The sequence below is a fragment of the Anabaena sphaerica FACHB-251 genome, assembly GCF_014696825.1.
Lineage (GTDB): Bacteria > Cyanobacteriota > Cyanobacteriia > Cyanobacteriales > Nostocaceae > RDYJ01.
In genome coordinates this window covers 61,355-82,506 of sequence record NZ_JACJQU010000010.1, presented here as the reverse complement: position 1 = coordinate 82,506, position 21,152 = coordinate 61,355, and the positions used below count along the sequence as shown (strand labels likewise).

General features: G+C 36.3%; 19 protein-coding genes. 4 read left to right on the top strand and 15 right to left on the bottom strand.

What is annotated here, in order from left to right; translation table 11 throughout:
* Positions 1-39 precede the first annotated feature (39 nt).
* Entirely contained in the window at positions 40-390 is a 351-nt protein-coding gene (locus tag H6G06_RS16865; protein ID WP_190562159.1) for a peptidoglycan-binding domain-containing protein, read from the bottom strand.
* Positions 391-635: 245 nt separating this feature from the next.
* On the opposite strand from H6G06_RS16865, the gene H6G06_RS28150 reads away from it, so the two are divergent.
* From H6G06_RS28150 to H6G06_RS16850, 3 genes are all read left to right on the top strand, one after another.
* On the top strand, positions 636-797 hold the full coding sequence (locus H6G06_RS28150; protein WP_422387053.1) for a YHYH domain-containing protein: 162 nt from the start codon (positions 636-638) through the stop codon (positions 795-797).
* A 201-nt stretch (positions 798-998) separates the two neighbouring features.
* Complete coding sequence (locus H6G06_RS16855) at positions 999-2,666, top strand: IS1634 family transposase (RefSeq protein WP_190562155.1); 1,668 nt, start codon at positions 999-1,001, stop codon at positions 2,664-2,666.
* 310 nt (positions 2,667-2,976) lie between these two features.
* Complete coding sequence (locus H6G06_RS16850; RefSeq protein WP_190562153.1) at positions 2,977-3,285, top strand: hypothetical protein; 309 nt, start codon at positions 2,977-2,979, stop codon at positions 3,283-3,285.
* Between the two features lie 11 nt (positions 3,286-3,296).
* Here H6G06_RS16850 and H6G06_RS16845 read toward each other — a convergent pair whose 3' ends face one another.
* From H6G06_RS16845 to H6G06_RS16820, 6 genes are all read right to left on the bottom strand, one after another.
* A complete protein-coding gene (locus H6G06_RS16845; protein ID WP_190562151.1) occupies positions 3,297-3,851 on the bottom strand; it encodes a GIY-YIG nuclease family protein in 555 nt (184 codons plus the stop codon).
* 45 nt (positions 3,852-3,896) lie between these two features.
* A complete protein-coding gene (locus tag H6G06_RS16840) occupies positions 3,897-4,238 on the bottom strand; it encodes a hypothetical protein (RefSeq protein ID WP_190562149.1) in 342 nt (113 codons plus the stop codon).
* Positions 4,239-4,241: 3 nt separating this feature from the next.
* The gene (locus H6G06_RS16835) at positions 4,242-4,589 is read right to left on the bottom strand and encodes a hypothetical protein (protein WP_190562147.1); all 348 of its coding nucleotides are present in this window, start codon (positions 4,587-4,589) and stop codon (positions 4,242-4,244) included.
* A complete protein-coding gene (locus H6G06_RS16830; protein ID WP_190562145.1) occupies positions 4,586-4,864 on the bottom strand; it encodes a DUF5674 family protein in 279 nt (92 codons plus the stop codon). Before H6G06_RS16830 ends, H6G06_RS16835 begins: the two co-directional genes overlap by 4 nt.
* 94 nt (positions 4,865-4,958) lie before the next feature.
* Positions 4,959-5,336, bottom strand: a complete 378-nt coding sequence (locus tag H6G06_RS16825) for a hypothetical protein (protein WP_190562143.1) — start codon at positions 5,334-5,336, stop codon at positions 4,959-4,961.
* A 93-nt stretch (positions 5,337-5,429) separates the two neighbouring features.
* The gene (locus tag H6G06_RS16820) at positions 5,430-5,747 is read right to left on the bottom strand and encodes a helix-turn-helix domain-containing protein (protein ID WP_242039730.1); all 318 of its coding nucleotides are present in this window, start codon (positions 5,745-5,747) and stop codon (positions 5,430-5,432) included.
* Between the two features lie 152 nt (positions 5,748-5,899).
* On the opposite strand from H6G06_RS16820, the gene H6G06_RS16815 reads away from it, so the two are divergent.
* A complete protein-coding gene (locus tag H6G06_RS16815; protein ID WP_242039729.1) occupies positions 5,900-7,327 on the top strand; it encodes a hypothetical protein in 1,428 nt (475 codons plus the stop codon).
* Between the two features lie 379 nt (positions 7,328-7,706).
* Here the strand turns inward: H6G06_RS16815 and H6G06_RS16810 are convergent, their stop codons facing one another.
* The 8 genes from H6G06_RS16810 to H6G06_RS16775 form a co-directional block, all read right to left on the bottom strand.
* Entirely contained in the window at positions 7,707-8,423 is a 717-nt protein-coding gene (locus H6G06_RS16810; protein WP_190562141.1) for a hypothetical protein, read from the bottom strand.
* Between the two features lie 191 nt (positions 8,424-8,614).
* Complete coding sequence (locus tag H6G06_RS16805; RefSeq protein WP_190562140.1) at positions 8,615-10,231, bottom strand: TrbI/VirB10 family protein; 1,617 nt, start codon at positions 10,229-10,231, stop codon at positions 8,615-8,617.
* A gap of 434 nt (positions 10,232-10,665) precedes the next feature.
* A complete protein-coding gene (locus H6G06_RS16800) occupies positions 10,666-11,388 on the bottom strand; it encodes a hypothetical protein (RefSeq protein WP_190562138.1) in 723 nt (240 codons plus the stop codon).
* Between the two features lie 289 nt (positions 11,389-11,677).
* Complete coding sequence (locus tag H6G06_RS16795; protein WP_190562136.1) at positions 11,678-12,793, bottom strand: hypothetical protein; 1,116 nt, start codon at positions 12,791-12,793, stop codon at positions 11,678-11,680.
* A gap of 342 nt (positions 12,794-13,135) precedes the next feature.
* On the bottom strand, positions 13,136-13,936 hold the full coding sequence (locus H6G06_RS16790) for a hypothetical protein (protein WP_190562134.1): 801 nt from the start codon (positions 13,934-13,936) through the stop codon (positions 13,136-13,138).
* 247 nt (positions 13,937-14,183) lie between these two features.
* Positions 14,184-17,414, bottom strand: a complete 3,231-nt coding sequence (locus tag H6G06_RS16785; protein ID WP_190562132.1) for a hypothetical protein — start codon at positions 17,412-17,414, stop codon at positions 14,184-14,186.
* 372 nt (positions 17,415-17,786) lie between these two features.
* Positions 17,787-18,419: a hypothetical protein gene (locus tag H6G06_RS16780; RefSeq protein ID WP_190562131.1), complete on the bottom strand. Its 633-nt coding sequence runs from the start codon at positions 18,417-18,419 to the stop codon at positions 17,787-17,789.
* A 447-nt stretch (positions 18,420-18,866) separates the two neighbouring features.
* Positions 18,867-20,978 (bottom strand): hypothetical protein, encoded by a 2,112-nt coding sequence (locus H6G06_RS16775; protein ID WP_190562129.1) that lies wholly within the window; start codon positions 20,976-20,978, stop codon positions 18,867-18,869.
* Between the last annotated feature and the right edge of the window lie 174 nt (positions 20,979-21,152).

Here is a 21,152-nt window from a genome sequence, read left to right as displayed (position 1 = left end):
CATAGGCTACAAAATCAGGAACACCCAAAAGACCAGAGTTTAACAACCATATTGAATAGCTTTGATAGTCGCAGGTCTAGCAATGCCATCGGGTTTGATATTGGCAGTTTTCTGAAATTCCTTGACTGCATTTTCTACTTTTTCAGTAAACACCGCATAATCGGGGTCATCTTTTTTCTCAGAATTGACATTATCAATACCAACGCAGATTAAACCACCAATTAAGTCATCAACTAATCTTCCCCTGTCTCCCCTTCGTAAACAATATTCCTGACTATTCTTACATCTGGAATACTTGGGTTTGGGTGCTGACAATGCTGATGATACATCTAGTACCAACATTGTAAACATTATGCCTGTAATTGCTCCATATTTCCATAGTTTGTTCATAATTTTGGGTTTTTAAACATCTATGTATATATAGTAACTTCTTTACCCTGTTTTGTAATTCCTGGTTTCCTCTAAGAAAATTCTCCAGTAATTTCTTTGGTATTAAATATTATCTTGGCGTTTCCTCTAAGAATTTCTCAGTACCATCACAATGTTTGCTTGAGGAATCCCCCATTTAAGTGAATGTACATAATATTCTATTGTTTTTAAAGTTTTGGTGTTCTTTGGGTTTCTTGTCATCCTTGATGTTATTGTGCAGCAGTTACATTTATTTACAAAACATCAAGATGAAAAAGTTAGTAGTATTGCCGTTGGTAGCAGCAGTTAGTCCAGCGTTTGCCCATTCTGGCAGAACCAATCGCTCAGGGTGTCATCATTCCAGAACCGGTGGGTATCACTGTCATTAATTTATAATGATGTTAATTTCAGGGAGTTTCTGATTTGGGGAATCCCTGATTTTGATTGTTTACAACCCACATTCCGCAGATATTGAGGCAGATTAAATAATTATGAATTGTAAAAATACAAAGCCTGAAATGGTTATCTGGCAATCATTTCAGGCTATTTATTTGTAAAATAATAAGCGTAAAATAGATAAAGGAAAAGCCATGAAAGAGTCTCAAGAAGCCATGCAAATCTTAAATATAGATCATTTGGGAATAGTAGCAGGAATAATAGATGAGATGGAATTGGTAGAAGAAGTGAATAAAATAGTGGGAATAAAAACAAAAGAAATGCTCACACCAGGACAAGTAATGAAAGCAATGATATTGAATGGATTAGGATTTTTAAGCGCCCCATTATACCTATTTGACGAATTTTTTGTAGGAAAAGCAACAGAACATCTAATAGGAGAAGGAGTATTACCATCACATTTAAACGATGACAGACTAGGAAGAGAACTAGACAAATATTATCAAATAGGAACAACAAAAATATTTACAACCGTAGCCATAAAAGCGGCCCATAAATTCCAAGTAGAAAGCAAGAGTATTCATTTAGATGGAACATCAATGAGTGTAGAAGGAGAGTACAAAAAAGAAACGGAAGAAATAGAGAAAAACAAAAAAGAAATAGAAAAGAATAAATTAGAAATAGAGCCAGAGATGAAAGCAATAGAAATAGTTCACGGATACTCAAGAGATAAAAGACCAGACCTCAAACAATTTATCATAGACATGATAGTAACAGGAGATGGAGACATCCCACTATATTTAAAAGTAGACTCAGGAAACGTAGATGATAAAAGTGTATTTGTAGAAAGATTAAAAGAATTTAAAAAACAATGGACATTTGAAGGCATAAGTGTAGCAGACAGTGCCTTATATACAGCAGAAAATTTAGCAGCAATGAGAGAATTAAAATGGATAACAAGAGTACCATTAAGTATCAAAGAGGCACAGAAGAAAATCTTAGACATCAAAGAATCATCATGGAAAGATAGTCAAATAAAGGGATATAAAATAGCGGTGAAAGAATCAGAATATGGAGGCATAAAACAAAGATGGATAATCGTTGAAAGTGAATTCAGAAAAAAATCAAGTATCGAACAAGTAGACAAACAAGTAAAAAAACAGTTAGAAAAAGCAGAAGCTGCACTCAGAAAGCTATCCAAGCAAGAGTTTGCTTGTCAACCAGACGCTAAAATAGCAATAGAAAAACTATCAAAATCCTGGAAATATCACCAAATTAAAGAAATTGAATACATAGAAAAAGCAGAATATAAAACAGCAGGTAGACCAAATAAATTAGCCGAACCAAATCAAACAAAATATCAAGTTACAGGTAAGATAGAAATTTTAGAATCAGCAATAGAAACTGAAAAAATTAAAGCAGGGAGATTTATATTAGCAACGAATATCTTAGATAAAAATGAATTGAGTGATGAGCAGGTACTAGAGGAATATAAAGCCCAACAATCTAATGAGAGAGGATTTAGGTTTTTGAAAGATCCGTTGTTTTTTACATCAAGCGTATTTGTGAAAACACCTGAAAGAGTGGAAGCAATTGCCATGATAATGGGATTGTGTTTGTTAGTCTATAACCTCGCACAAAGAAAGTTAAGACAAGAATTAGCTAAATTTGATGATGGGATTAGAAATCAAGTTAAGAAAATCACAAATAACCCGACAATGAGGTGGGTATTTCAGATGTTTCAAGCTGTACACTTGGTAATCATAAATGGACAAAAACAAATGAGTAATTTAACAGAGGAACGTGAAAAGATTGTTAGGTATTTAGGAAAGAGTTGTAGTAAATATTATCTAATTATTTGATGCAAGTTTATTTGACCAAAAAGATACAGATAGTTTTCGATAAAATTAGTAAATAGAAATTTTAAGCGAAGATAGAAATATTCTTGGCTGTAATTGTCATGTTTATTTTACCAAAAATGACTGCTTTAATTGAAACAGAGAATCTATTTTAAAACATCGTAAAATTTATTTTAGTAATACTCGCTATTTTTTGGACTATAAATTTGAACTCAACCAGAAAAATTAGGTAAATAAAATTTTTCTGGCTAGGATTTTTCAAAAATATCAATTATCTGGGTTGCATCTGCGGAATGTGGGTTACAATGTTTTCATGACTCAATCAATTTATTCCCCTCTTTACCTACAAATTTATCACCGCGAAGGCACTACCTGGTCTTTTTATCCAGGCAAGGTGTTTTATAATACTCATGGAATTGCTACTGATTTAGATTCAACTTTACAAAGGAATGGATTAACCAAAACTAAGGTATTGATTGAATTATTCAGAGTCAACGGTGGTAAAAATGGTTATTATATTGCCAATATTCGAGATAAACAATACTACTACTGTGGTTCAGATTGGGCAGATGTTAAAGTTAAGTTACGTCAGTTGGGTATCGGCAAAGATGACCCCAATTAATTATTTTTCCTCTAAGAATTTCCGAAGGGTTGCCCCCAGAGTTTCCACATCTCTTTATTGAATGGCGATCGCCACCTTTGAATTAAAGCTTGTTCCAGTTCTTGACGTGGTTTTCTCTCCACCGGGGCATCCCACCAAAAACCAATGTTAACCGCCGTAGTCATATTATATTTGTAATGCAGTTCTTGATAACTACCAATATATTCTTTACAATCATGAACACCTTTCCATCTTTTGTTACTGTGTTTGGTTTCCCCAACATACAACAATAATTCAGCAGCAGAATCAATTATGAAATAGAGGGCAGCTTGACCATAATTATCTGGCATCCGATAAAACGCCATTGATTGTAATTGTAGTTTGAATGGGTCAATGGTGTCAGGATTACAATATGATGGTTTTAATTCAAATAACGATGTCTGCTGTGGTGGTTCACTGTTTCTAAGATTTTGTTGATAATTAAACACCCGTGATTTCCACTGTTGTAAAAATTCAGCATCCATCACTGGTTTTGTGGTTCTTAATGTTTTATATTCTGTGTTTCCAAATAAATTGAGTTGCTTCATTCTACTACTGTCGAAATTTTCTTAGAGTAAAATCTAAAAACTAGACTATTCACCCAAATAATCTATCACAGCTTCTAGGTCTAACATTGCCTGATTGAATCTAGTTAACATTGCTTCTGTTACTTCTGGTTCTGCATCAACTTTTGCTAGTTTTTCTCTCACTACAAAGTCCAGGGCTTCTATCCACAATGCTAAATTGGTGTGCTTGACTGCTTTTAATAACCCCATATTGGTAAGCACTGCTAAATGAAACCCAAGCTGGTCTTGTCCACCGTAACCCATGTATCCGTTACTCAATTCTAGTTTTTGGGGCGTAAACTCTGCATATTGGTCAAATGTAATTCCACTGGGTTCTAATTTTGGTTGTGGTAATGGTGGTTGAGTCATAATTTATGCACTTAATAATTGTGATACTTGTAATATCCTGTTATTCCAATTCTCTAATTCCTGAGTAAATTGATTGTCGGTTTCTGTGTTATTCCAGGCTTCTACATTAAATAACCATTTTGTTAGAAATCTTCCTAAATTAGCTAACTCAAAAGCATGATCAAATTCTACATCTGGGGCAATCCATTCAATAAAATACATTGTCTCTTTAATCAGAGTTTTGACTACTTCATTATTATCAGGGTCTTCTGATAATCCCTGAATCTGTTTTAAGTGATTATTTAATTTATTTAACCTGATAGAAACATCATCCTTAATAAAACTTGCTTGGTTATAAGTTAAGTTAATCATGCTAAAAACTCCATAATAATTGCAGCAACTTGTTCTCTGATTTTAGCATCCTGAATTTCCATTGAACGATTTTGTCTAGGACGTAAATTTACCATAGATTCATAAATTATTTGTTTGTTGTCTGGTCTAAAACTTGCAGCCCAGATATCCTGTTGTAAACTACCATCTTCTAATAGTGCTTGTTCACAGTAAAAGTGCATTTCACCTCCACCAGCTAAAACACGACGTTCAAGGTCTACCGCTACCTTTATATAAAACTTTAGCTCTTGTAACATCTCTTAAATTTGTTCTGGAGTTGCACGACTACGAATAATTTTTATCAATCAATTTAACCCCTGGTTATTTTTTTCAGTAATTTATGTTCAATGGCTAATACCACCAAGCATATAACTTTTGAGAATTTATCTCTAACTCATCACATCCCCAAACAAATTTAACAAATTCACCGACAAAATCTAAGTCTTCTACACCGATGACTGTAATCGCATCAACAACTAAATCGGGGTTATCTGTCTTAGTAAATGCTACTCCATCAAAATTTACTATTAATCCTTTTTCTTGGCAACGCTGTCCAAATTCGATAAATAAACCCACTGATGGAGCAGCGTTAAAACTTGCAGATGTTGTAGTGTGACCATCTTTAACAATCTCTTCCAATGTTGCCAATGATAAATCCTGAAACTTGATTGCATTAGGAGTATATTCACTAATTGTATTACCTAATATTTCTTCAATTCTTTGCACCATAAATTTCTGTCAAAATTAACTTAAAATTAGGACTTCAATAGCTATTTCTATAGTCATCTGTGTGTAATAAAAATAGAGTTAGGAAATGCTGATTTATTCGATATGGCCTTCTTTTGGGACAACTTCAAATAATTCACCCATTCCACAACCAAAAAAATCACACAGAACAGCTAAAGTATCAACGTCATAACGTTTAGCAGAGTTATCACACAATCCCCTAACAGCAGTAGCAGTTAACCCAGTGGCCTCAGCCAAAGCCGATCTAGTCAAATCCTGGGCATCAATTAAATCCTGTAAGCGACAACGAATTTTAACCTTCGATTGCTGCACAGCCTTTCTATCACTACGCTTAGTAAATTTTGGTGGCACGTTACGATTCATTAATAATTCTGTCATTTCAAAGTCCTTCATTTCTATTTTCAATTACAATTGTATACATTATGCCGATTAGAGAATTAAAGATTTAATCGCTATAATAGAGAAAGCAAAAAGGCGATCGCACATTCTTGCCGGAATTCAGATCGCCCTTTCACAAATAGACCTAATATTTCGAGGTCACTACTATGATGACACAAGCTCAAGGTTTTAGGGAAGCTCTAGCGGACATTCAAGCAACAGCCCAGCAGGAACTAGACCAATACATTCACAGACAAGCTGATGATATCGCCCCCTTTGCGGTGACGTACAGCTTCGACTACCAGCAATTTACAGACCCCGCACTTCAAAACAAAGCCAAAACCACCCTAGTTAACTTCCTGGGCTTTGTCCGTCAGACATTTGACGGAATACTAGCCAGTGGTAAAGCATTACAGGAAATCTACAACGACTGCCTTGCTGTTTGCCCTCATGGTAAGCAAGTATTTAACACCTGGTTATCGAGTGCCGACTTTGGGGCATCCCGTTACATTGCTTCCTCAGCCATGAAAATTTACACTTGGTTTGAAGGACTTCCAGAACGGATACAACGTTTGGTGAAAGAAAAAGTCCAAAATTGGAGTGTTGCTGCTTTGCGACAACTTACCAAAGTAGCGCATCACCTGGTTGAAGAACTCGTAGGGTCAGGCAAGAAAACAGCAGCACAAATCAAGTCTACATCTGGTAAAACTGCAACCAGTACAAAAGCAACTAATTCCAATTCTATTCCTAGCAATCATGAACAAACAGACATTCCCAAATTTGCTCTAGGGGTGCGCGTTGTCGTTGTTGATGGAGAATGGGAAGGCTACAAAGGTATTATTACCGCCAAATGGGAACTAAATGGTAATGAATCTTGGTGGGTACTGTTAGATCATACAGTTTCTCAAGGGTCATTCACAAAAACATTGTTTAAACCTGCACAAATTCAGCCAGAAATAATAATAGCAAAGCGCGGTAGTAGAAATCACCTCCAAGAGACATTTACTGCACAACAAGTAGAAGAAAAAATTGCTGAAGCCTTGGCACAACGGGAAAGAGAAAAAGCAGAAGAAGAATTAGGTCGCTTTGTGGAAATTCGTGATGCAGCCCTGAAAGCTGCCGCAGAGGAATTAAAAGCTGCTGCTCAACATTCCCAAAAAATAGCACAAGAAAAGGAAAAATTAATTGAAAAGTTAATTGATACAGAGAAGCAGTTAGCCGCAGTGCAAAATATCTTCATTAAAAACCAGCAATTAGAACAACGGGTAGCTGAGTTAGAAAAATCACTAGAAGAAGCGAATCAAAGCGGGTGGCACAACACATTTTCTAAACAGGCAGTAAAGGTGGTTAATTCAGAGTTAGAAAAAACAATTGCCCCATTGATGTCAGAAGTTGAACGATTAAATGCGGTGGTAGTGTCTCAGGAGCAAGAATTAGCACAATTGCAAAATGTTAATGATATGCAACAAGCTGAGTTACAGAAGTTTGTTAATTTGGTTAATGACACTGATGAAATTAATTTAAGTCAAGCAGAAATGTCCGAACAATTTATGAAAATAAAAAATTGGGTTCAACAAGATATGAAAATTGACTAGAACATTACTTAGGGTTTGCTGAGAAAGTCTTCTCGTGAAGGCTTGGAGGCAGGAGTTCTCAATTTTGGATTTTGGATTGTTTTTGTCCACTCCAATCTAAAATCTAAAATTCCCAGTCAGGAGGCAGCTATGCTGGAGGAGATTTGAAAACTTCTTTTCCATCTCTTGAACTCCACAAAAGTGTAAGGCTTCGCCGTGAGCGTCAGCCGAACGGTTTTTCATGCTGTAGACACTATATCTTTGCACTAATTTCTGTGTTTATCAGCCTCAAACCTTTGATTTATCCGGGTCTTGGTTTTATTCAGCAACCCCTACTTAAGTTAAAGTATTTTATCAATCAGGGTAAGTAGAATTGTACACAGTTATTTCGTTATTTCATTTAACAACCATTCAAAAGCAATTTACAATTACTCTGATTAATTGCTATTTTCCCTAACTCCGAAATTACAGCAATTGGTATATCAACAGATTTAGCTGCCTCTGTAATAGTGACTTTGCTAGTGCGTAACAACACTAAAACCTGCTGCACTTTAGGAACAACAGGATCATTTTTTTGGGTATAACCACGATTAATAGCAATTCTTAGCCCATTTTCAATATCATCAACTGTAGCAGTGCGTTTTTTATCTATTAATAATTTCTGTTGTCCTGGAATTGCATTTGCAATTTGAATCCCAACATAATCAGGTTTTCCTCGATGGGGGATGATATCAAAATTGTAAAGTCGCTTTTGTCCTTGAGAATCTACAGTTTGCACCAGTAAATTAGTAATATTAGTAGAGGTAGTTTGAGGAAACTTCAAAGTTTTGATTATTCTTAAAAAAATGGTTGTAGCTTTTCCACTGTTTAAATCTGCATCTGTAGTGTAGACCAGTCGTGAAGGATCTGCTAGTAAAATGTAAGCAATAGTTTCGTCAGTTTGACTAAAACTGATAGGTGTAGCACGTCCAGGAGTGACTTTCACTTGAATTTTACTGTTAACAGCTATATCCCTTTCAATCAAGCGATAAGCAGGAGTTTGTGCTTGGACAACAGGGACTATTCCACTAAACAATAATACACTATTGGCAATGATATTTACAGCAAATACTTTCATATTAATTTGAGATTTTGATTTAAAACTTTTGATTGTAAGCCGTCAGCAATAGGCTATTAAACACAAATACAAGCCTGTAAATTTCTCTCATCAAAACTTGTGGATTTTTGTAAGATTCTGACTTTATGAAAAACCTGTCTCCCTATATGTGCAAACTGACTACTGATTACTGATTACTGATAGCTGAATGCTTACCTTTCAACTTTCAAGAAATTATTAACAACAACTGAAACCTCCATACCTTCAGGTAAATACTGAATATTAGGACGTTGCAACAATTCTTGCACTGCTTGATCAGAACGTCTCGATAAGCGATCGCTCAATGGATCAAAAAATCCCTCCAATACAGCAGCCCATATCTGCGGGTCAGCATTAGTAGTAACCGTACTTTGATTAAAACTACCACCAGAAACAACAGTGCTAGATTGCGTGCGGGGTTGATTAACTATACTACCCACTCTTCCCAAACTACTAAGTAATCCCACTAATAAATCTTGTTTGGCAATATCTGACCCTGCATCATGCAGCTTTTGAGCAAGTAATGGGCGTTTGTTTCCACCCCGAATTAATAATGTATTAGCCGGTATTGTTTCCTGTTTAACCGTACCTTGGGAATTAGGATAAACTAGAGCGATCGCAGTAGCCGAAACCAAATTACTCTTACTTACAGATGTAGTTTTAGCAACCACAACAGTACCAGCAGGAAACGCAACCGTACCATCTGTAGCTTTGAGAGGTTTAGTTAACTCCACAGCAAAGCGGTCATTAGCATTTTTACCACCTTCATCCCAAATCATCGGCATGATCACTTTAGCCGAAGCTGATGTACCCAGTGCTACATCCTTATTGTTGCTTGTATTGGCATTGATTAAATCAACAGGAGTACGGTTGAGAATACCCATCATACCCGGTGTTAAATCAGTTTGATTGTCAACGTTTTTAGAACCAATCAAAACTGTTTTTAGTTCAGTTTCTTCAAGCATTGATGTACTTGGTTTTAAGGTTTTAGAATTTTGATTAGTTGGTGTAGTTTTTTCTTGAATTGATTTACTAATTTGTGACTCTCCCAAACTAGATAATTGCTTCCATTTTCGTAAAACATCAGCAAGATTTTCAGGAGTTTCTACTAATTTTTCTATTGATTTTTGTGTTGGTGGAGGAGTATATTTGATACGTGAATTAAAAGGAGTTGGAACAGGATTTCTTCTAATTACAGGTGCAGGTTGAGCAACTCTAACAGCAGTCGTGCGTGGTGGAACAGTTTGACGTACTGGCCTAACGGATGGATTTGTTATTGGTTCTGGTTTTGGTGTTTGACTTGGGGAAGTAGTGGGAACTGGTTCTACTTGAAGTTGTTGCTGTTGGTCTTGAAAAGCTAATCTACTTTTTAGTTCAGCAGATTCATCTAAATTAGGTTCGCTAGTTGGCAATGAATTATTAGTTTTCACAGCTTGTTTAACGGGAGGTTTAGGTTGTAAAAATCCAAACCAAAGCAATGAACCAGAACCAATAACCATTCCTACCAAACCGACTACAAAAACAAGACGGACACCTGGTTTTTCTGTTAAAGGTCGCTCTATTGCTTTTTCTTCATCCTGTTTCAAGCGATATTCTTGAGAAATAAGCCCAGTTGCATTAGGGTTATACCCTGCCAGCATTTGTTCCTCTTCAGGACTAATAATTTCTTCATCTTCTATAGTGGTTTGGATAGAACGATGATGACCGTTATTAGTATTAGATTCTAAGGAATAATTGGTAGAATTACCATTGTGGGAATTAAATTCTTGATTCTGATTTATATTTTCCATGATTTTTATTTTTTTTATTTATTAAAATGTCACTGAATTTTGATTAAATTCACAAAAAACTTCAGATTAATAGAGGAATCCGGTTTGATTTCTGATAGCTTGCGTGGCGTAGCCATAAATACTTGTGTAAGCAGCTAAGAGGCAGCAGGTAAAAATGTTTTAGATGATTTAGGTGTACGGAGGTTTTGTCCTGCATTTCTCATAAACAATGTAATCGTAGTCTTTCAAACCCTTACAAAGAAATAGTTTCATGGGTTTTTCATGGGATGATTTCTGTAGCAGTGTGAAAATCCAGAATCTAGATTTTATAAAGTTTTGAGAATTTTGGTGAGAAATCCGGGTTTGTATGGTTATGCCAATCAAGCTATCAAAAATCAAATATTATTTCTATATTTATTATTCTTGTTATTAGCTGATAGCTGATTGCTTATTTTTTAACGACGTTGCTGAGTATTAAACTCAACCATTTTAGTAATTTGTAACCCTGATGAACGCATTTCATAAATTTTCTGTTCTATTAAAGAAGCATCTTTTCCGAGTGGAGAACGGGGAATTTCTACTGCTTGAACGGTAAATGTCCTATTAAAAGGAATACGTTCATCTCTACCAGTAGAACGGTCAACTAAAATACGAGTAGCAATCATATCAATTTCCCATTCCCCTAATCTAATTGCTCTTGGTTCTGATAAATAGGAAATAATTGTTGTACTACGAAGCTGACCTGTAAAAACACTCGTTGGAACTAATTCAGCAATTTTTGGTAAAGAAGCTTGAGCAAATTTTGGTTCTAATAGTAAAGAAGCAAACCAAGTATTAGTAGGAATGCGTTTTTTACCAACTTGAATACCCGGATCTGTTTCTTCAGTTCCTACCAATTTATTATCCCAATTAAATGTTAGCATTGTCCAATCACTAACAACTTTTTGAATTACTGCTGGATAACGCCAATTGCGTTCTTGTTCCGATATATAGATAGTTTGACCATTTACTAACTGAGCAAAGGTAGTTTTGCGTTCAGCAATTTTATTGACTCTAAAAGCAGTAAATAGCGTTAATAAGAGAATCAAACCATTAAATGCTGTTAAACACAAGAAACAAATAGCTAATAAATTTTTGGATTCTGGTAATAGTGGTGATTGCAGTCGTTTGATTTGCATAGCTATCTCAGTTTAATTGCTGGGTAAAATACTAAAATACAAAGATTGTAAACTTTTGTTGCAAGATTCAACACTTTTGGAATTACAGCATTTTTCTTGTTAAAGTGCCACACTTAAATGTCCAAAATGTTTATGCAGCAGGGGTTATGCGATTTCGTTTTATACCAAACAGTTGAGCAAAGTGCTGTAAACAATTGTTAATTATCAATTGATGATTCTTTCTCATTATATTCTCCTGCTAATTACAGCTAAATACAACTAAAAAATTATGCCTTCCAAGTAATTAGTATTAACTCCTGCGAAGCAAAGCAACGCTAGTTGCAGTACCAATAGCACTGCTAAAGACATCAATTAAGCCTTTAATGTTGGCAGAAATACCGTTATAAATTGCCATTCCTCCACCTCCAGCTATCAATACTGCCAAAATTGGAGAAAAGATACTCAAGAAAAACATGAAAGCCACATCAGATGCTAATGCTGCACCTGATTTAACTAAGACAACAGCTGTTAAACCGACTAAAATGTTATATCCCAGTTGAACTCCAAACAGAGAAATAAACCCAGTTAACCAAGCCCAAATAGGACGACCTTGTAATGGTAAAAGTGATAAACCTACTGCTATTGGTGCAAATAAAGCAGTTAGTAATAATGCTGCTTCTAAAATGTTGACAAATCCCCATTGCAGAGCATAAAGAATTAAGCGAATAATGGGAATAGCCGTATCTCGAAACACACTACCTGGGTCATTGACAAATTGAACAGCAGTACCAATTTGACCAGGTAAAGTTCTACTCCAGAGAAAACTACCAAAATCTCGCAATGGTTGAAGTGGAGATTTAGCTTTCTCTTCAGCTGCGGTAATAATAGCTTGGGCTTGTTCTCGTTTTGAATCCCAGCATTCAATTAACTCTTCTCCAACTTGTCCCTGACATTCACTGTAAAGATTTTCTAGCTGTTGTCTAGCAATACTGCTAATAGTTATATTAGCAATTGCAGACTTAAATGTTAATTCACTAACTTGAATTCTCAACACATTTTGCACTTGATTATAAGCAAAGCCTCGGATGAAAATAATGGTTTTAGCTAGAAAATTACCGTTACCACCAAGAAATATCATAATTATCAGTGGCCAAACAAAAATAGCTGCTAATTCCGACCAAGATTGTTTCTCAATAATTTCTTTGCCAGTCGTCAGTGCAACAAACAAAATACTAGCTGCTCCCAAGGTGATACCTAATTTAACCAAGCCGTACCATAAAAGAGATGAGGGGTCTAGGGTAACTTGCCAAACTAAATTCCACGATTTAACGGTGGCACGAGATAGTTCTAAAGCACTGGAGACAATATCTAATGCTTGAGTTTCTCCACCAGTCACAGGGAATGATTGAGCAATTAGGTACATCATACTTTTCAAAACTTTAGCTGTTCAACAATTGACAATTGACAATTAAATCTCCTTGTAAATGAGAAGATTAGAAATATAATTTCTTCTGCTTGAAAGGAGAGGTTTTGTAAGTATTCAGCTATCAGTAGTAATCAGCTTTTAGCTGCTATTAGATAGATTTTTCATAAAATGAGCAGAATGTTGTCAAATCCCACAAGTGTTAATGAGAGAAAGTTACAGGTGAGGTATTGATGTTTTTCTTCTTTCTTGCTGACGGAAACCGATAGCTGACGGCTTAACCCTTAAATTAAACAATTGTCAATTATCAACTATCAATTGATAAGGACAATTGTTAAATTCCACCTATTGCTCGTTACCCAAAGTCACGCCACCAGGCATCATTAATAAACCTGCTTGTTGAGACATAGCATTACCAGCAGCAATACTTTTTCTTCTATCAGCAGTGTTAATAGCTGCAAGTTCTTTAGCTGTTTGAGTAATCAAAGTATTGTTTAATGCTCTATCAATTCTTGCTTGTTGTGCCTCTTGAAATATTCGTTCATTGATTTGACCATTGAGTGCTGTTTGTTGAGACAAGTTTTGTAAAATCTGTTGGGTGACATCCAAATTTTGAGACTCTTCTCCTAAGTTAATAATTGTTTGAGTGTCTTGTCGAGTAGCCTCTTTAATTTGAGCCATTTGAGTTTGGGCTGTTTCTCCTAAAGTTGTTTGATTAACAATTTCATTCACAACATTTCTAGTAGTATTCTTGCCTATATCTTCTCGAATACCATAAGAACTTTGACCATTGGTTTTATTTTCCAAAATTTCCGACAATATAGCTCCTGGACTTTGATTTGCTGAACCACCTAAAATCTGATTCCACAATTGAGAAATATCAGGAATTTGGAATGCGCCAATTGTTGAGTTAATCAAATCGGTTATGGGACTGAATAAGTCTTGTTGGACAAAGTTTGTTACATCTCCAATGAAGTTATTAATTTGATTTTCAGTATTTTCCACCAAAATACTATTGCCGTTAACTGCATTGTTGTTTGATGTGTTGTTAGGTTGCGTAGCAGCTAAGGCTGGTTTATTAACTGAGTTAATACCCAAAACTAAAATCATGGTAATGAATTGAATTGACATCATTTTCAGTTTCATAATCAAAATTCCTTTAGCTAACACTTTTTTGATTTTTAGATTTTGGATTTTGGATTTTAGATTGAAAACGCCTAAACCTAACTGTCCAGAATTTTATTTTTAGTTTCATAGTCAAAAATCCTTTAGCTAACACTTTTTTGAATTTTAGGTTTTAGATTTAAAACACCTAAACCTAATTGAATTGTTCAGGATTTTATTTATTGAAAACTTAGGGTCACGTTATGATTCAAAAAATCTGATGTAAGTATTAACTAGCAATTAAAGAACGATTTTCAACCTGTTCACCAGAATTAAATCGAGAATGCAATGTATTCACCATAGATCCCTCTTGTCCAATATGTTGAAAACCTTTGTTTTCCTTCAAAGCACAAATGTAAGCATCCGTAAAAGCTCTGAGTCCTAACAACCTACCTTTAGGAGTATTTGGATACTGTGCCATTACCCGTGACCGTGCTTCGCGTTCATCTTGGTTATTAGCAACACTAGCCAACATCATTTCCCCAGGGTAAAAACGAGTACGCCAAAATCTACCACCTGTTTCTACTAACCAGCACGAATAAAGGTCACTGATCCGTGGTAAAAACGCTTCCGTGGCATTCTGACTAATGATATGGACAGGATAACCCAGATAACGCTCAAAAGAAGCAACTCCAGTGCTGGTAATGCGTCCAGTAATTCGATAAGTCATGTTTTGCATGATTTGAGCGCCGGTTGCACATTCGCAGATCGTATCTGGATCTTGGGATAGTAGTAAAACTGCAATACCTTCCTTACGTCCTGTAGCACAAGTTTCACCAATCACTTGAGCAAACCCATCTTTACGCAACAATACTGAAAGTTCATCACCAATAAACAAACTCTTGGGATGGGATAAAGCGTTACGAATGCAAGCAGTATGAGCATTAATCGCCATCAAGTACGCATCTTGTTCGTTACTTAACCCACTCAAAGCAAAGAATTTAATCACTGGTTCAGGGGAAAATGTACTCGGACGTGCGATCGCTTTTCCTAACCTCGATGCTAGTAACGCACTGACCTGATTTTGGATTTGGTTGAGTGCTTGCCGGTCAATCTCTTCAAATGAACGCAGATTTAGACGTTCTCGCGTACAAAACTTAACAAAATCTGGTAATGTGGGTATTTCCTGCCATTCTGAAGAACGCCAACCATTCTCAAATGCACGGTTATAACGAGCAATGATATCCGGGTCTTTGAGAAACACATCCAAAGCTTTAACAAGCAAAGCATCAACTCTTTGGGATAGGTGAGGATTTTCAACTTTACCCATAGCGATCGCCACTAAAGCTTTACGTATAAAATCCTTCCAAGATTCCATTCTTCGTTCCCGTTCTACTTTATCAAACCGACGCAAATCTGGCGGTTCTAGTAAATTACTACTGCCACTGGCAATGTCATAATATGCACCCTGTTCTCCCAGTAATTCAATTGCTGTTTTAAAAGTGCTGTTACCTCCGGCGGAAATATCCATTCCCACTACAGGAATATTGTTAGCTAAGGCTTCTTGGGCAAACCGCCACCCCAAAACACTCTTTCCTGAACCAGAAGTACCTGTAATTAAAGCACGTCCTATTTGTTGATGAAACAAATCTATGTAGATAGGTTTACCACCACGACTGGTTAAAAACTCTACACCCTGTTTATCAATATCTTTGGGTACGGTTAGAGGTATCAATCCGGCAATTGTTTGTGTATCAAGTGTTAACCGTCGCTCGCTTAAATTACCATCATGTAATAAGCGTTTGCAGGTGATAGGTAATGTTTGTAACCATATTTCCCAAGCAATATTACGTTCACGCAGTACCTTGGCGGTTTCAAAACTGTTAGCCAGTAGATTGCAAGCATGAGTTAGTTCCTCTGTGTTATTACGGTATACCAGGAAAACAGGCGCACAATGTAAGGCTTTTGTACCTTCATACAACCGACGCTGTGCCTCAAATGATTCTTCTTGCTTGATTTCTGCACCTATGTCACGTCCCTGGCCTTTGGTTATGGCTATGGTGCGGGCTGTTTTAGATTGCTTGGCTTGACGGGCAAGGTTATCTTGAATGAAAAAGTCATTGCCACGGCTAATTTCTATCCATGCTTCTGTATCATGGACATAGCTGGAAGACAGTATTTTCCACATCCACTTGAGTTGTTCTTGAGCATTTGTCCAACCTAGTGGCGGGTCTGTCATTGTCATTACACCGCAGACTTGACCCTTGCCTGTGAGATAAACTCGATCATAATCTCCACGATGTTCTGGACAAGCGGAACGCCCTTGTGTACCTTCAATCAGTAGTGTGCAGATATGTTTGTTTGTGGTTAAGGTTTCTGTGAGTTGTATTGCTGTGGCTGTTTCTTCTAAGGTGATAATCTGGGGAATGGGAGGTGCAATACCTGCGTTAAATCTGTTCCACAACCATTGCCATAAATCTGCTGCACTACAAGGTGTGATTTCTAAGCCTATTTTGGTATTTAGTAATACTTCCCATTGAATAAATCCTTGTTGAAAGCCTTGCAGTAATAGCTTTTTAAAGAATGTTTCTTGGTATATTCGTTTGTTGCCTGTGATTGATTCTACTACCCAAGAACCGAGATTGCGGCATTTTTCAATGATACTACTGACAAAATCTTTTTGTTGGGAATTACCTTGTTGATCACTTGTCCAGGTACAAAAGGCTATTTGCTGCCACTTTTGGCGTGTACCTGCGTTTTTCAATTCTTCTACTCGCAGTTGTTCGTTACGAATGAGAACAGATATGGGTTTGAGGTGACAGTCATCTGCTAAAACATTGAGTTGGGTTTGCCGTTGAGTATTATCACTGTAACAGCCTGTACAAAAAGTTATGCGTTCTGCTGGTGGTATCTCTTTCATTCCTTCGGTAATAGCATGGGCAAATTCGTTGATTTCACTTTCATGCAATATGTCGTGTAGTCCAGCAATTTGAAAACCAAATATGAGTTGATATTGTGATTTTCCTTGTTCTAATAATAAAGCTGCAACTTCACGGTCATCTTTTTTAATTTCTGCAATACAACAGATATTTACTTCATTTTGAAAGGGCATAAATCTGTTTTTACCTCCATATTGATTTGGTACAATTAGGGGTTTATTTCGGATGTTAATTTGTGAATCACTGTAGCGATGACGTATCCAAGGAGGACGGTTTTCTGGTATGGGTGAAATGTAAATATTGTTGGCGTTGTACCATTCATTTCCGGGTGGTTTACGCCATCTGTCTAGGAATTGATGGGGTTGGTTGCCGGTTAAAATCCACCAACTAATAATTAGCCAGAATGATGTGAGAAAAAACCAACCTATTCCTAAATTGAGGAAACCATTGGTGATGGTATAAGAAATTATGATAATGGCAATCCAGGGAGCAAGTTGTTCTGCTGGTATTGGTCCAATGCTGGCTTGTTTACCTAGAATCCGATTAACTTTGATAAATTCGTTATGTGGATTGTTTTTCATAACTGTTAACGAAGGCAGGAGGCAGAGGGCAAGAGGGCGTTATTGTAATGGGGATTTTTTATCCTGATTCAAAGACTTTTCACTTTTAAATTAAAGGGGTTATACCCGATTATTTCGATTATCAATTGATAATTCATAATGAATAATTAGTAATTATCAATTGTTCATTCTTAATACAGCGTTTTTCAGGTTTATGAGGTACACAGATAAAAGCGAATCCCATTCCCCCTGAGAATAACCCGTGCCTCATTTAGTTGAAATCTGCTGTAAGTATTCAGCCATCAACAATCAGAAATCTTATTGAAAAAACAAGGATAAATGCCAGTCTGTAAATATCTATTGTGGAATTGAGTAATTTTTTGACTTGTAAATTTAAACGCCTCCTCCTGTACCAGTACCATTGCCAATAAATATAAAAGTGATAACATCTATGGCAATGACAATTGCAAAAGCTAACCCTACTTGAGTTACAATTGGTCGCCAATCATTTCCTTGTTGTGCTTGGTTATAGGCAAATAAAGAAGCAGCAGCAACAAGTAATAAAAATGCACCCCGAATTAGGTTAAATGTTAAGCCAACAACGTTAGCATCAAGTGTAGCTGTACCTCCTCCTCCAGCTTGTGAACTTTGTTGGGCAAGTGTCACAAAGAAGTTTTCTAATCCGCTTAGAAAAATGGCATAGGTGGGAGTTGTTAGGGTATCAAGTAAAGCGGTTATTGTGATAATTGCAGTCACAAGATGCCAAAAGCGAATTTTTTTACCTAAATATTTTTCTAAAATTGGTACTGTGCGAATTACATAACCAATACTCAAGAAAACAATGCTGGCACATCCCAAAATGGTTACAAATATGGGTTTTGTTGCTAATAAATAAATTGCTGTTGCTAGAGATATGAAGATGAATGATAAATCAGTGCGGTTTATTTTCTGGTTTTTCATGTTTCTAAATGAGTTGGTAAATGGTAGTAAGTTAAACTGAGAATTGCGAGATTGTGTGTTATTCATTTTTCGTGCCTCTGTTAAATTCAAGTGTTTATCAAATGTTTTAAATTCAACTGGTTTGGAAAATTTGGGTTTTTGGTACAATGCACGGTGTCAGCAGTTATTGAAGTGAACCAAAAAACACATCTGTAAAATTAAACGTAACGATTCAGGATTCAAAATTCAGAATGAATGAGAGTTTTCAAATCAAACTATTTTGGATTTTAGTTAGATTTTAGATTGAACCCGTGCCGAAAGTCAGGGGGAACTGTCAATGAATTTTAGTGTTGGATTTTAGATTTATTACCCGATTGATTCTATTTTGTGACTTGTCACATTTTTAAACTTTTGAATTTTTCATCTTTAATCCAAAATTGAAAACATAAAATTCCGTTATTGGTTGTTGAGAAAACAACTTACTGCTGTAGATTACTGTTACAAACAAATATTCTGACTTCTGACTCCTTACAATTAAACTTGCATTTCTGATTTTTTAGTTTGTCTTTCTTGTTTTTTAGTTGTTTTTTTCTGCTGTCTATTTCTATCAGCTTGACTAGAACGAGTTGATTGTTGATTATCTAGTAATGCTTCCATTTCTCTAAGTGGGATATTACATTGTTTAATTTCTGGGGGTTCTCCTGGTACTAAAGCTGCATCCAGCACTTGTTCGTTATCACGGTTGGGGTTAAATCCTTGAAGTAGTTGTGTACCATTAGATAGTTTTACTATTTCAAAATCGTACTTGGGTTTACCATTTTCAGCCCAGGTAAATGTCGGTTCTTCATCACCATTAAATTTGTCAGGTAGTTGTTTTTGAAACTTTTGCACTAATGCTTGGGCGGTAGCTTTGAGGGCGTATTCTGATTTTGATTGTGGTAGTTTGCAGATACCGATTTTTTCATCAGAGGTGAGATTATCTTGTGTAATTTTCCACTGTCCATCAGTGCAAGTACCCGCAAACAGTGTTTCACCTTGGGTATTTTCTAATGCAATGGCTACGTCCCCAGATATCCCTGTTTGTGATGTTTGTTTACCCTGTTGTTTTACTGTTAAAATTTTGTTGCTGGAAATAGCAATACCATTTTCAGGAGATTGGTTAAATAATTCATTGGCAACATCAGCAAATCCCACTAAAGCATCAGCACAAGCTATTTTTTGTTGCTTGGTTTGGCGTTTTGTCAAATGTCCTAAAACGTCGGTTTCTGGTTGGTTCTTGGAGTTAGCTTGAACAGTTTCATCAGTAGTTTTTGATTCAGTTACAGAACTATTTTGTTGTGCTGCTATTTGTTTTTCCAGTCGGTCAACTATCTTTTCTAAACGGTCAAGTCGTTGAGAAATATTTTGCAGGTAATCTTCGATTTGTTGAAATTGTTCAATGATGCTGGCATTTTTATCTAATTCAAAGGGTTGAGTTTGATAATTAGGGTCTATAGTTGAACCTAATTTATCTACTTTAGAACCAATTTTCATGGTGGCTACTGCCAGTGGATTATTTTCTGTGGATGCTTCAAATGTTGAATCTGGTAAATTTTCAGGTTTTGAAATATTTACAGAGTTTGAAGTATTTGAAAAGTTGGGAGTAGTTGAAGATTTTGCAGGATTTGAAGGATTTAGAAATTCTGATGATTCTGGGTTTATTTCCTGTAAGCGACTGGTGAGGTTATCTACTCGGTCATTCTGTTTTTGTAGTTGTTTAAGAATTCGTGCCAGTCGTTTTTCATCAGCTTCGGCTGCAAGTTGTTCTAAAACTCCTTGTCCTACAGCTATTCCTAAAGTTGCTAGTTGACCTGTTAATCCTGCTAAGTTTACACCATTTATTTCTCTTCCATTTGTGGCTGCTGTGGCACTTAAACGAGAAGCTTCATCTAGTGGTTCTCTGGATTTAGATTTTTTGGTGGTAGTTTTATTATTTGGTGTTTTATCTTGAGTTTTAGTTTGTGTTTTAGATGGGGATTTATTTTGGTTCTTGGTTGAGGTTTTGGTTTGATTTTTAGTTGCGGCTACACTAACACGACTCTGAGGTAATTCGTCTTCTTCGTCTAAGTTATCTAGGTCGTCTAGTTCATTGTTGAAATCGTCGTTTAATAGGTCGTCTAGTTCGTCGTCAATTTCATCTATTTCTTCGTTTTCCTCATCTAAATCGAGTAAATCATCATCTAATTCATCATCTAAATCATCCAGTTCTGTTTCTGCAAAGCCGCAGATTTCAGCAATGTTGGAAGGGGTGAAGTAGTTTTCGTCTTTGTCGGTGATTCCTTCTAGGTTTTTGAGCAGGTATTTACCGCTGGTTCTGTGACTGGGGTCACTGGTAAGGTAGAAGCGATAGCCTCTAATTTCTTCATCATCATCTCCTCCTACGCAGAGTTCTACGGTAATGGGTGCTTTGCCTGATTCTTTGCTGTAATTTTCTACACAGGCTTTAAAGTCTTCATGGGATTGAATAGAACCATTTTCTAGTGATTGTGCAATGGCTTTATCGAGTGTGTTTTCTATATGGCGAAGTTTGCGGCGGTCTGTCAGGTTTTCCCAGGAGCGAGTTTGTGTTTGTTTTCGCTTTGGTTTGGTTGGTGTTTTGGTAGCCATAGTGACGATGACGCTGGTTGCCTTAGTTGGTAAGGTAACAGGGCTTTGTCTTTGATGGCATTGACCTTTTGGCTATTTCTTTTTTGTCCACTTGGCTATTTTTGATTATTTCTGGTATGGAATCGCTACTCTTACACAGAGTAAATGCGGAAGTGTAGACAGAAACAAAAGCTG